Origin of the sequence: Neobacillus drentensis, assembly GCF_021560175.1 — a bacterium.
GTDB lineage: Bacteria > Bacillota > Bacilli > Bacillales > Cytobacillaceae > Neobacillus > Neobacillus drentensis_A.
The window spans coordinates 1,647,530-1,660,303 of the sequence record NZ_CP091110.1 but is presented as its reverse complement, the minus strand read 5'-3'; the positions used below and the strand labels follow the sequence as shown (position 1 = coordinate 1,660,303).

At 38.2% G+C, this 12,774-nt stretch carries 13 protein-coding genes; 3 read left to right on the top strand and 10 right to left on the bottom strand.

The window, feature by feature from the left end; all coding sequences use genetic code 11:
* Positions 1-17: 17 nt before the first annotated feature.
* The 3 genes from L1999_RS07695 to L1999_RS07685 all read right to left on the bottom strand — a co-directional run bounded on the left by L1999_RS07695 (position 18) and on the right by L1999_RS07685 (position 3,350).
* The gene (locus tag L1999_RS07695) at positions 18-1,712 is read right to left on the bottom strand and encodes a M3 family oligoendopeptidase (protein WP_235743014.1); all 1,695 of its coding nucleotides are present in this window, start codon (positions 1,710-1,712) and stop codon (positions 18-20) included.
* 89 nt (positions 1,713-1,801) lie between these two features.
* Positions 1,802-2,242, bottom strand: coding sequence for a MarR family winged helix-turn-helix transcriptional regulator (locus tag L1999_RS07690; protein ID WP_215040589.1), 441 nt, complete (start codon positions 2,240-2,242; stop codon positions 1,802-1,804).
* 115 nt (positions 2,243-2,357) lie between these two features.
* Positions 2,358-3,350 carry a phosphotransferase enzyme family protein gene (locus L1999_RS07685; protein ID WP_235743013.1) on the bottom strand — a complete coding sequence of 331 codons (993 nt, stop codon included), beginning with the start codon at positions 3,348-3,350 and terminating at the stop codon, positions 2,358-2,360.
* 128 nt (positions 3,351-3,478) lie between these two features.
* Between L1999_RS07685 and L1999_RS07680 the strand changes: the two genes are divergently transcribed.
* On the top strand, positions 3,479-4,714 hold the full coding sequence (locus L1999_RS07680; RefSeq protein ID WP_235743012.1) for an MFS transporter: 1,236 nt from the start codon (positions 3,479-3,481) through the stop codon (positions 4,712-4,714).
* A gap of 66 nt (positions 4,715-4,780) precedes the next feature.
* On the opposite strand, the gene L1999_RS07675 is transcribed toward L1999_RS07680, so the two are convergent.
* A complete protein-coding gene (locus L1999_RS07675; protein WP_235743011.1) occupies positions 4,781-5,302 on the bottom strand; it encodes a hemerythrin domain-containing protein in 522 nt (173 codons plus the stop codon).
* Between the two features lie 225 nt (positions 5,303-5,527).
* Here L1999_RS07675 and L1999_RS07670 point away from each other — a divergent pair, with 225 nt between their 5' ends.
* The gene (locus tag L1999_RS07670) at positions 5,528-5,875 is read left to right on the top strand and encodes a hypothetical protein (protein WP_235743010.1); all 348 of its coding nucleotides are present in this window, start codon (positions 5,528-5,530) and stop codon (positions 5,873-5,875) included.
* Between the two features lie 178 nt (positions 5,876-6,053).
* Here the strand turns inward: L1999_RS07670 and L1999_RS07665 are convergent, their stop codons facing one another.
* The 5 genes from L1999_RS07665 to L1999_RS07645 all read right to left on the bottom strand — a co-directional run bounded on the left by L1999_RS07665 (position 6,054) and on the right by L1999_RS07645 (position 10,256).
* Positions 6,054-6,338: a ferredoxin family protein gene (locus L1999_RS07665; RefSeq protein WP_066252392.1), complete on the bottom strand. Its 285-nt coding sequence runs from the start codon at positions 6,336-6,338 to the stop codon at positions 6,054-6,056.
* Complete coding sequence (locus L1999_RS07660) at positions 6,338-7,633, bottom strand: FAD-dependent oxidoreductase (RefSeq protein WP_235743009.1); 1,296 nt, start codon at positions 7,631-7,633, stop codon at positions 6,338-6,340. The genes L1999_RS07665 and L1999_RS07660 overlap by 1 nt, the downstream gene beginning before the upstream one ends.
* Positions 7,626-8,657: an electron transfer flavoprotein subunit alpha/FixB family protein gene (locus L1999_RS07655; protein WP_235743008.1), complete on the bottom strand. Its 1,032-nt coding sequence runs from the start codon at positions 8,655-8,657 to the stop codon at positions 7,626-7,628. Before L1999_RS07655 ends, L1999_RS07660 begins: the two co-directional genes overlap by 8 nt.
* Positions 8,658-8,692: 35 nt before the next feature.
* Complete coding sequence (locus L1999_RS07650) at positions 8,693-9,517, bottom strand: electron transfer flavoprotein subunit beta/FixA family protein (protein WP_235743007.1); 825 nt, start codon at positions 9,515-9,517, stop codon at positions 8,693-8,695.
* Between the two features lie 496 nt (positions 9,518-10,013).
* Complete coding sequence (locus tag L1999_RS07645; RefSeq protein WP_235743006.1) at positions 10,014-10,256, bottom strand: aspartyl-phosphate phosphatase Spo0E family protein; 243 nt, start codon at positions 10,254-10,256, stop codon at positions 10,014-10,016.
* Positions 10,257-10,768: 512 nt separating this feature from the next.
* On the opposite strand from L1999_RS07645, the gene L1999_RS07640 reads away from it, so the two are divergent.
* The gene (locus L1999_RS07640) at positions 10,769-11,554 is read left to right on the top strand and encodes a carbon-nitrogen family hydrolase (protein ID WP_235743005.1); all 786 of its coding nucleotides are present in this window, start codon (positions 10,769-10,771) and stop codon (positions 11,552-11,554) included.
* Positions 11,555-11,605: 51 nt separating this feature from the next.
* On the opposite strand, the gene L1999_RS07635 is transcribed toward L1999_RS07640, so the two are convergent.
* Positions 11,606-12,733 carry a PAS domain-containing sensor histidine kinase gene (locus L1999_RS07635; protein WP_235743004.1) on the bottom strand — a complete coding sequence of 376 codons (1,128 nt, stop codon included), beginning with the start codon at positions 12,731-12,733 and terminating at the stop codon, positions 11,606-11,608.
* Positions 12,734-12,774: the final 41 nt, after the last annotated feature.

Genomic DNA, 12,774 nt, shown 5'->3' with positions numbered 1-12,774 from the left:
AGCGGCTTCGCTTTTTTTTATAGTTTTTGATCCTCAACAGAATTTAGCCATTCTTCAATCACACCTACAACCGACTCCACACAGCCGTCTTCAAAAGGTGAAATTAAGTTAGCTGCCTTAACAAGTTTTGTAAAAGAAAGACTGCCGCCAAGCTTGCAGAGCTTAACATAATCAGCCCAAGCCTCTTCGCTATTTTCGATCGAACGCTTCCAGAATTGGAAAGCACAAATTTGGGCAAGCGTATAGTCAATATAATAGAAAGGGGAATTATAAATATGACCCTGACGCTGCCAAAAGCCACCGTTCTCTAAATAGACATTCCCATCATAATCTTTATGTGGTAAATACTTTTTCTCAATTTCCCGCCATTTCTGTTTTCGTTCTGCAGGTGATGCAGAAGGATTTTCATAAACCCAGTGCTGAAATTCATCTACTGAAACCCCGTATGGAAGGAATAACAAGGCGCTGCTTAAGTGGGTAAACTTATATTTATCGGTATCTTCTTTAAAGAATAAGTCCATCCATGGCCATGTGAAAAATTCCATACTCATGGAATGGATTTCTGCGGATTCATAGGTTGGCCAGTAATATTCAGGAATTTCAAAATGACGGCTGGAATACACTTGGAAGGCATGACCAGCTTCATGTGTTAAGACATCTATATCGCCAGATGTTCCATTAAAATTTGAAAATATGAATGGAGCTTTATAATTCTCAATAAATGTACAATAGCCTCCACCAGCTTTTCCTTTCTTAGCAACAAGATCCATTAAATTATTTTCCTGCATATAGCTAAAGAAAACGCCTGTCTCTTTAGAAAGGTCCTCGTACATTTTTTGACCGTATTCAATAATCCATTCGGGATTACCCTTTGGAACAGCATTTCCAGATTGAAAATTAAAACCTTCATCATAGTATTTCAATTGATTTACACCAATTCTTTCTTGCTGTCGTTCTTTTAACCTTGTAGCTATTGGAACAATGAAGTCCTTTACCTGATTACGAAATTTTTCTACCATTTTTGCATCATAATCGGTTCTCATCATACGATAATAGGCAAGTTCAACAAAGTTTTTAAACCCTAAAAATTGGGCAATCTCTGTTCTTACTTTGACCAAATCATCATAAATTCGGTCTAGTTGTTCTTCATGTTCGGCAAAAAATCCAAATTTTGCTTCACTTGCTCTTTTTCTCATCTCACGATCCCTAGATTCGGTGAAGGGGTCTAATTGGGCAAGTGTTCTTTCCTCCCCTTCAAAATTTATCTTAGCTGAGGCAAGCAGTTTTGTGTATTCCGTTGACAGCCGGTTTTCCTTTTGTAGTAAGGAAACAATTTCAGGCTTAAAGGTTTTTAACTGTCCCTCCGCTAAGGCAAAAAGTTGCGTTCCCCACTTTTTTTCTAACTCAGCGCGAAACTTCGAGCCAACTAATTCTTGGTAATACTTAGTCACCAAGCCCTCCACTTCAGGCTGAATTTCATCCATATAATCTTGTTCTTCCTTATAAAACTCATTAGTGGTATCAATAGAGTGGCGAATATAACAAAGATTAAACATGGTGCCAAGATCATTTCGAAGTTGATTAATTTCGTTCATAAACCCGCTTTGTGCCTCAACTGTGTCCGCATTTTTAAAGCCCTCTAATACTTCATCAAACTTGGCTGTAACTTCATCGAGATTTGGCCTTTTATATGTATAATTTTCAAAGCTCATGTCAGAACCCCTTTCCATTTTTCAAGTCTAACAATTCGACACTTTCTAATAGTATTCCTTTAATAAAAAAAATACGACCATTGGCCGTATTAAAATTTTCCTGCCGGTATACCTAATTTTTTCAGTAAGTCTATTGCTAACGTTTTTTCCGAATCGGACAGACTAGACATCAGCGTATCAATTTGTTTGGCATGTTCAGGAAAAATTTCTTCTATAAATGTTTTTCCTTGTTCTGTTATTTGGGCATATGTGACCCGTCGGTCATTCGGACAGGCAATTCGTCTGAGTAGTCCCTTTTGTTCGAGCTTGTCGACTACATAGGTAATACTGCCGCTAGCCAGAAGAATTTTTCCGCCAATCTGCTGCATTGGCTGATCACCTTTATGATATAGAAGCTCTAACACTGCAAATTCGGTTGGATTTAAGCCTTTTGTTTGAATAGCTTTATTTACATGTTCATTAATCGCTTTATATGCTCTAGAAAGGACTATAAATAACTTTAATGATTTTTCTACTGATTGATTGTCCATAAGAAACTCATCCTTTTAAGTTTTAATAAAATCTGGAAGGATTCAATTAAGAAAATTATCTTGATTTCAAAATTAATTATAAAAAATTTTTTAATGTCTGTCAAATCCCCTTATTTTATAAGGGGTTTTGGACGATTGCCTCTTTTTGGATGATTCTCTTCCTTAATTCCAACAATAAGTGATTTAACCGGTCGTTCCGGTCCTGTGGAGAAATTTTTTTATGAAACACAGAGTAAAGCGTTATGTCCCTCAGTCTTAGAAAAAGTGACAGCTGCTCTTTCCAGTTCTCTGGAAGAGGATGATATACTTCATAGCCCCTCGTAAAATGACTTAAGAAAAACTTAGAAAATGTTCTCCTTTCCCCCTCTTTTACGTTACTGGATCCATAAAGTATCGAATAATATAACGGAATGGCTATGTCAGATACAAACCAATGATAACTAGAATCATCAAAGTCAAACACATGGACCTCTTTCCCATCGTAGAAAAAGTTCCCGGAATGGATATCCGAATGGATGAGACCAAAATTATCTAGGTTCTGCGGCAGCTCTCGTAACTCGAAAATTAGCTGCTGTGTATTTTCAATTATTTCAGGTTCATGTGAAAAAAAGTCTTCAACCCGGAGCAATTCCTCTTCGTACCAATAAGGACGTATGCTTTCACCTTTTTGTGGTTGATACTGTTTTGTGATCCGGTGCATTTTACCGATTTCTCTCCCCCAAGCATAAAACAATTCCTCGTTGAAGGTGTGAGAATTTATTTTTACAGGTTCTCCCCTGACCTTTGAAAATAGACAGGCATAAAAAGAAGTCCCATCTGCCGCTTTTTCAGTTTGTATGAAATCTCCAGTAGGCAAAGGTATGACCCCTGGACAATTTACGTCATTTTTAAAAAGGAAATCCATCCAATTGAGTTCTGCCCCAATTTCTGTTCGTTTACGATGTGAACTATGTGTAATCCTTAATACCAGCGGTTTTCCATCCTGATAAACCTCAAATACATAATTTTCAAAGTCCCCCAACTTTCTAACCTTATCTTCCAATTGAAAACAACCTAAGAAATTATCCAAAATAGTCTGGGTAAATAAAACTTCAACCGATTTTTCCATAAATCCCCCTTTGAACCATCTCTTTTTTTATATTATTATTTTTTAATTTCGAAAATAGAAATAATTGTTTTTTATTTTAGTAAATAAGTAGTAAGATAGGAAAAACAATACAAAAAAGAAGGGATAATATGAATCAACCAGCTGCTTTATCAACAAAGGCTTCGAAAGCCTCGGAATCAACTATGTTTAAAATTCTGCTTATTATCGGCCTCTGCCATTTATTGAATGATGCCATTCAAGCGGTTGTACCTGCGATGTTCCCCATATTAGAAAAATCAATGGGCTTAAGCTTTACCCAGTTAGGTATCATAGCTTTTTCGTTAAATATGGTTTCATCCGTTATGCAGCCGGTCGTTGGTTTTGTTACAGACAAAAAGCCAATGCCCTTTGCCCTGCCCATCGGTCTGTCTTTTACACTTTTTGGAATTCTCGGCTTAGGATTTGCGAGTAATTTTGTACTAATTGTACTATCCGTTATTTTCATTGGACTTGGCTCTGCCGTATTCCATCCTGAAGGTTCCCGAGTGGCTTATATGGCCGCAGGGAGCAGACGGGGGCTCGCACAATCTATTTATCAAGTAGGCGGCAATACAGGGCAGGCATTGGCACCTGTTATTACTGCTCTAATATTAGTTCCACTCGGGCAAATTGGCGCATCGTGGTTTACCATTGTTGCCGCAATAGCGGTTATATTACTCATATATATCGCAAATTGGTATCAACAAAGATTACTAATTGCCCCTCGGGTAGTAAAAAAGGAAACAAGGGCAAGTGTGAGCGAGGGAATGTCGAAAGAAGTTAAAAACACGCTCGCATTCATTTTACTGTTAATTTTTGCAAGAACCTGGTATACGTCTGGGATGACAAACTTCTATACCTTCTATGCTATTAAAGAATATGCATTATCTATAAAGGAATCTCAGCTATTTTTATTTGCGTTCTTGGTAGCAGGTGCGGTTGGGACTTTTTTTGGAGGACCGCTCTCAGATCGATTTGGAAAGAAAAATATTATCTCCTTTTCAATGTTAGCGACTGTTCCTTTTTCGATACTTATTCCGCATGTACCGCCAACAGTTGCCTTTATCTTTCTTATTCTTGCAGGGTTTATTCTAATGACTAGTTTTTCGGTTACGGTTGTGTATGCCCAGGAGTTAGTTCCAGGAAAGATTGGTACTATGTCCGGGTTAACTGTCGGCCTTGCGTTCGGGATGGGAGCTATAGGTTCTGTTGGTCTTGGGTCGATTGCTGACTGGATTGGCCTGCAATCCATGATCACTTGGCTCGGTGTCCTTCCGCTGCTTGGTCTAATCGCCTTCTTGCTTCCGAGTGATCAAAAAGTCTCAGAATGGAATCAACAAGGGTAATTTTCTTAAGTATTACATGGATCAAAAAACGAAAAAAAGGATGAGCGCTGCCCATCCTTTTTTCGTTTAAATTTCTTGTATCTTCCGTAATAACTCCGTTTTTTCTTCATCTGACAGCATTCTTTCAGCCATTGGAAATAACACATTTTCCTCTTTGTTAAAATGGTCAGTTAAAATAAAGTAAGCATTTTGAACTAGTTCAGCTATCTTCTTCATTTCCTCAGTAGTCGATTCCCCAACTTCCGCCTTTTGAAGGAAGGCACCGATATTTGATTTTGCCTGATCATGTTCATATTCCATTACAGCAATGGGCCCAGAAGTGGTACCAATATAAACGCCCATCATAGGAAATAGAACACCTTCTTCTCTCTCAGAATGCGGATCTAAGGCACCTTTAAATTCTTTGACCTTTATAATTAATTCTTTAAAATTTGCTTCCACATTAATTTCTTGATCCATTTTTTGCGTTAAACGATACAATCCTTCCATTTGAGCTCTTAAGGCAGGATGTTCACCTTTTAAACGGGCAAGCCCTTCACTTAACTCCCCTTGGTCCATACCGCCAAAACCACTCATGCAGCTATTCATATTCCATTCACCTCTATATCATTTCTGTGACTTAAGTATATAAATTTCCGATTAGCCATGTAGTGACGGAAGTCACTTTTATAAACCATTATTTACAAATGGTGTAATTGTGAAAACTTTATGAGGAAGTTAAAAATTTTTTGAACAGTTTTAACAATTATCACACAATTAAGGGGTTATTGTTTCATATAATATAGATATACCGAATTCGGGAGGGTGATATAAATGAAAACTCCAAATTATCATGATTTTTATGAAAAAGCTTTAATTCCCATCGGATTAAATGACCTGCAGTCGTTAAAAAATACCGAGGCTTATTGTCCTGACCAACCCTTTACCCATTGGCTAATAGCAGTTGAAGGAGTTCAGCTTCCACAACCCAAAATATATTATCACTGGAAAGTCAGTATTTATCCGGCAACAGACGAGGGCGACTTTAATTGGAAGGCACCCTATTATTGTTCACCCCAGTTGGAATTAATCGATTATGCGAATACTTTGGCCTCCTCATTAGTTCAATCAAGCAAAAAGGATGAACTTTCCTCTGCCACTCTTTTAGAGAAAATCAGCTAAATCCTCTTCAGCGTAACCCTCTGCTTCACCTTCTTTTTACTCCTATTTGTGAAAAAACTTACATATCGTAATAAAAGTGCAAATGTCTTTTATCACCAATCCAAGAATGATCAATTACTTTTTCCTTGCATAAAAAGAAGTGCTGGTTGCACCAAGCCAACCAGCACTCTTTTTATTTTTAGGCTAACCGGAAAACAATTCCGTGACCGCCTTTAGGGTATTCCCATTTTATATTTTGATAGGGGCACCCGATTCGGCAGCTGCCGCACTCATGACAGCCTTCATAACCTACTTGCATCCTAGTTCCTTCCCACTTATACACTTCAGCAGGGCAAAATACTGTACAAATTTTATCGGGACATTTTGTCATACATACATCATGATCAAGTACAGTTAGATGCGATTTCGTGTCACACTTAAAACGGAGAAGATACTGTTTTTCTTCGATATTCTTCGTTGACATTATTTCACCGCCTTCCAGGCACGATAAATATCCTGAATAACTCGAATAGTTCCTTTTTCTGCCGTCACACTCTTCATGATTTGTTTTTGTTTTTCCCGTTTCGGTGTTCCGTCGACTGTAAAGAATTTACTCATTGCCTTATTCATCATTGGAACATATTCATTGAAGTATTGCGGGTATTTCTCAAAGGTATGGGCAGCATCTTTATATTTTTCTAAGTCTTTGATAATAAAACTATCATACAGCTTTTCACGGTAAAGATTTAAGCTGGACTCAGAAAAATCACCTCTCGTCTTAGCTTCAATAACAGTTTCAGCTGCTAATAGACCTGAATGCATTGCCATATTGGAGCCCTCACGATGGATGGCATTGACTAGCTGAGCGGCATCGCCAACCACAATGACTCCATTACCAGCAACCTTAGGAACAGAACGGTAGCCGCCTTCAGGAATAAGATGGGCTAAATATTCTGCAGATTCCCCGCCAGCAATCAACGGTTTTACCATCGGATGATTTTTCAAATAATCTAATAGATCGTATGGCTTCAATTTTGCTTTAATCATACTAGATAGGGTTGTTCCGACCCCGATATTTAAACTGTCCTTATTCGTATATAGAAAAGCTGTTCCAAGGTTGCCTTTTGTTGAATCTCCAAATATCTCAATCGTGCATCCTTGATTATCCTCTAAATTAAAACGGTCATTAATTTTTTCTTTTGGAAGATTAATAACCTCCATAACGGTTAAGGCTACTTCATCAGGGCGAAATTCTTTATGGAAACCTATTTGTTTGGATAGAAGAGAGTTTACCCCATCTGCCAGTACCACAACATCTGCATAAACGGCACCATCTGGACGATCCGTCCGGACACCAACAACCTTGCCATTTTCCACAATACACTCGAGCACTACAGTTTCGTTGATCAGCAGAGCTCCGGCCTCAACCGCCTTCCCGGCAAACCATTGGTCGAACTGGGCACGCAATACAGTGAAATTATTATATGGTTCCACTGCCCATTCAAGACCTTTGTAACCAAAAGACACAACCGATTCCTTATCCATCATCCAAAAGCGCTGCTCGATGACGGGTCTCTCAAGAGGGGCTTCCTTCCAAAACTCAGGAATTAGTTCTTCCATCTGCTTGCGGTACAAAACACCGCCCATAACGTTTTTTGCTCCTGGGTATTCACCTCTTTCAATCAGTAAAGTTTTCAGGCCATTTCGTGCACAAGTGAGGGCACATGCTGTACCTGAAGGCCCAGCTCCAACTACAATCACATCAAATTTTTCAGGCATAACTAATTTCACCGCCCTTTTCCGTCTTGAGCTGCTTAAATTGCTGTATTAATTTAGGGACAATTTCCATCGCGTCTCCTACAATCCCGTATGTTGCAACATCAAAAATAGGCGCATTTGGATCTTTGTTAATGGCGATAATAAACTCTGAGTTTTTCATCCCAACCACATGCTGGATCGCACCAGAGATTCCAATCGCAAAATAAATCTTTGGTGTTACCGTTTCACCGGTTTGACCAACCTGTTGTTCGTGCGGAAGCCAGCCTGCCTCCACAACATCGCGAGTACCACCTACACTGGCACCAATGGTTTCAGCTAACTCATGAATAAGCTGAAAGTTTTGCAAATCCCCCATACCCTTACCACCGCAAACAATTACATGTGCCTCAGCAAGACTAGCCTTTTTTGTTACGTCATTCACAATTTGCAGCACTTTTGTCCGCATATCTTCTTCTTTTAAATCAATCTTCTCTTCAATTACCTTACCAAGTCTTGCTGCATCCGGCTCTAATGCCTTCATAACCTTTGGCCGAACAGTTGCCATTTGCGGCCGGTGCTTCTTACATAGAATGGTTGCCATAATATTTCCACCAAACGCCGGCCTGCTTGCCTCAAGTAATCGGTTTGATACATCGACATCCAGCATGGTCGTATCTGCAGTTAAACCGGTCGATAAATCGGTTGCAACTGCACTTGCTAAATCCTTCCCATTCGGTGTAGCCCCATATAGGATAATTTCCGGTTTATATTTTCTTGCCAACAGCATAACGCCCTGCATATAAGATTCCGTTCGGTAATGTGTTAAGATGGGCTGATCAATAACATAAACTTCATCCGCACCGTAAGAAATTACTTGGTTGACCATTTGCTTAACTCCATGTCCCAGTAAAAAACCTGCTAATGGAACTTGTAATTTATCCGCTAATTTTCTCCCCGCACCAAGCAGTTCGAGTGAAACTCCCTCAATTTTATTACCATTTTGTTCAATAAATACCCAGACTCCCCGATAGTCATCAAGATTCATATAAACCCCTCCCTAAAGCAGAAAAATAACTTTGATTATTTAGCTGACTGAATCGTAAATAGGTCCTTTTTATCTAATAATACTTCCATAAGCTGTTTTACTTGCTCATGTGCTGACCCTTCTAGTCTTTTACCGCCTTCAGGACGTGGTGGTGTAAACATTTTACCTACGATCGTTGGTGAGCCTTTTAAACCAAGCTGAGTCCGGTCAACATCTTCAAGATCGCTGACTGCCCAGATAATTGGTTCGTATCTAGCAGCTCTAATCATGTTAGGCATTGGTGAATATGCGATTTGGTTAATTTCCTTTTCAACGGTCAACAGGCATGGGATCTCCGATTGAATTAATTCATAACCATTGGTTAATTTTCGTTTGATTAAAACGGTTTTTTCCTCTTGATTGACCTCTGCCACCTCAATTACATTTGTTACAGGCGGGATATCCATTCTTCTTGCTATCCCTGGTCCAACCTGACCAGTATCCCCATCTATGGCATGTTTTCCGCAAATCACCATATCAACAGGGAGTTCCTTACCAATTCGTTCTAAAGCCTTTGATAATGCGTAGCTGGTGGCTAATGTATCTGCCCCTGCGAAAGCACGGTCTGTAATTAAATAACCTCTATCTGCCCCTATTTCAATGCTTTTTTTAATAATAGCTGTTGCTTGCGGCGGTCCCATTGACAATACTGAAATGGTCCCGCCCGTTTTTCCCTTAATTTTGACAGCCTCTTGAACCGCATGGGCATCATAAGGATTCAAAATGGCTGGTGCACTTCGACGATCAAGTGTGTTTGTTTTTGGGTTAATTTTAATAATTTTTGTATCAGGTACTTGTTTGATACAAACGACAATGTGCATGTAGGACTTTCCCTCCTCCATATGAACTATAATAATTGAAAGCGTTTGCTTTCTTTGGTTGTTAAAAATGCTTTTATTAACGATATATGTATCGCAACACAAGCATAGTACCAAACATGCGAGATTTTCTTATACCTTTTTTAAAAGTAAAAATGATGGGTAAGAATAATGTGGATTCTAGGAAGCTTTGTCGATTAACGAAATCATAGTGAAATCCTAGTTGTAGAAGATCGAGTATAGGTATGAGTGAATTTAAAACAAAATACTATTAATATAACTATATTAAATATGACGATATAAACAATGATAAAAATCACAGCTTTGCACTATTATTGCAAATATTAGATAATAAGAATTTTTTGGGGATTTTAACTAGAGTTCGTTAAGGTCAATTGAGTATAAATGGGGGGGATTGACAAATAATTGGAGAAAAAAAGACACTGGAAGGCCTTCCGGTTGAATAGGTATATAATTAGTTACTGAAGACCTTCATATTTTAAACAAGAACCTTTGGCCAGATCATAATCATGTGTTTAAAAGCAAATTTTACTTCTTCATTTAATTTAGAAGTTTGCCCAATCACTTTTTGATAGTGATTGATTAGTTCATCTAGTTCCTGGCTGTATTTAATGGTTTGTTCACTTGTAAAACCGTGTCTATTTGCACTATTAATCATTAATTCTCTTTTTACTTTTATCTTTTCAATCATTTCAGATTGATATTTACTATCCTCGTACAATTTTATCCTCCTACCTTACACGCTTACTATAAACTACTCAAAAAGTAGACTACTTGAAGAATTATGACAAGAATTTTATTAAAAGTAAATACAATCGCAAAAGTAGACAAAACATTCTATTTCTTTCGATTTTCGACATCTTTTTCTCTTTTTTTCGCATACAAACGACAAATATCTCCACAACCAAGTATGGAGAATAAAGTAGAGAAAAGTTAAATTTTCGGGGTTTTTTCACTTTAAAGAGATAAAATAAAACTTTTGCGGAATATTTTCTAGTGCGATAGAACCAGGCAGAATTTACTTGTAAGGTTTGAAATAGAAGGAAAATCTTTTCAGCCAGGTAAAAACCGATCCCTTTGGGGCAGTCACAGCCCAGCCTATTGACTCAACTGCTTTATATTAAATATTTAATTATAGAATTTAAAAGCCTATTGAATTTCTTTCGATAAATGGTATAACTTTTATAATAACTAGTAAAATTAAAATTCAGAAAATTAAAGAGGTGAAGATTTTTGAAATTAAAAGTTTCCTGTCTCCAAATGGATATCGCCTTCGGTGACCCTGAAAAGAATTATCAAGCTGCTGAAAATCTAATTGAAAAAGCCATGGAGTCACATCCGGATATTATTGTCCTGCCTGAGCTTTGGACGACCGGATATGACCTAACCAGGTTAGCTGAAATAGCCGACCTAAAAGCCCAGAAAACGATTGCCTTCCTCCAGGCAGCTGCAAAGAAACATCAGGTCCATTTTGTGGGAGGATCGGTTGCAAATCGAGTCGAAAAAGGAGTAAAGAATACCCTCCTGATTATTACAAAAGATGGCACTGTTACCCACCAATACGATAAACTTCATCTTTTTAAATTAATGGATGAACATCTCTACCTCGAGGCAGGAGCTGATAAAGGCTTATTCCAAGTAGATGGTCATTTATTTGCAGGGGTCATTTGCTATGATATTCGCTTTCCTGAATGGATTCGGGCACATACATCTGAAGGCGCTAAAGCCCTATTTGTGGTGGCGGAATGGCCGGCAGCACGGTTAGGACATTGGCGTGCTCTCTTAATCGCCAGAGCAATTGAAAATCAATGCTACGTCATCGCCTGTAACAGGTCTGGCAGTGACCCAAATAACCAATTTGCCGGACATTCACTCATTATTGACCCGTGGGGAGATGTAGTGGCTGAAGCTGCAGAGCAGGAAGAAGTTCTCACTGCTGAGATTGATTTGGATCAGGTCAAAGAAATACGCAAACTTATTCCGATTTTTGAAGATAGAAAACCAACCTCATATCAATAAAATTTTTGAAAAAAATTAAAAGCAATCCGAACGGTTACGTGGATTGCTTTTTTACATTATTTCTTTTTTATCTTTTAATTGAAAAGGCAGCTCGATATAAAACGTGGTACCTCTTCCTTCTTCACTTTCGATTGTAATTTCACCTTGGTGATCTTTTATAATTCGATGACTAACCATTAACCCTAAGCCCGTTCCCTGTTCCTTTGTCGTAAAAAATGGTTCACCCAGCTTTTTTATTTTTTCTTTTGGAATTCCTGCCCCTTCATCTTGGATACTGATTTGAACGCGTTCTTCTTCCAACTTCCTTGTAGTAATGGTTACATTTCCACCTAGAGGCATCACTTCAATTGCATTTTTGATAATATTGATAAATACCTTTTTTAATTGGTTAGGTTCACAGAATACAGGCGGCAGATGGCTGTCGATGTTTGTTATAAATTGAACATTATGAAGAACAGCTTGAGCAGATAGTAAATCGACTGTTTCCTTTAAAATCTGGTTAAGATTCTTTTCCTGAAATTTAGTAACCTGAGGCTTCGCAAGAATCAAAAATTCATTTATAATCGAATCAATTCGGGACAGTTCCGAAGTGATTACCTGATAATACATCGGATGTTCTTTCGTGATATTTTCCTCAAGCAGCTGAATAAAACCTTTTAGTGCCGTCATAGGATTACGAATTTCATGGGCAATTCCGGCAGCAAGTTCACCAATTACGCTCAGCGTATCTGATTTGCGGAGCTGCTCCTCTATTTCCATCTTTTCAGTTATATCTTTAAATACAGTAAAATTAATCCCGCTCAGGATATCAAGTTTTGATGAACAGTCAAAATATCTAGTATTTCCTTCTTCATCCGTGAAAATCATCGTGGTACATGTTTGTCCTTTTTCGAACACTTGTTCAATATGCCTCAAGATCTCTTGCTTACCATCTTTAAAAATGGTGTGCGGCTCATAGATCCGGTTACCTATCAAACGTTCTTTTGGTAGACCTATCATTTTTTCACCAAAACGATTCACATCAATAATACGGTGATCGTTATCCCAAAGGAGGAGACCATCGATTGAATCTTCAAAAATACGTCTATATCTTTGTTCGCTCTCCTGAAAATTGACTGTTTTATTCTGTTTATCACTATTACCAATAGGTAAAGTATCGTTTATGTCCTTCTTCTCCACGTTAGACACCCCGCGAAATCCTTTTTCACTCTCTACTATAT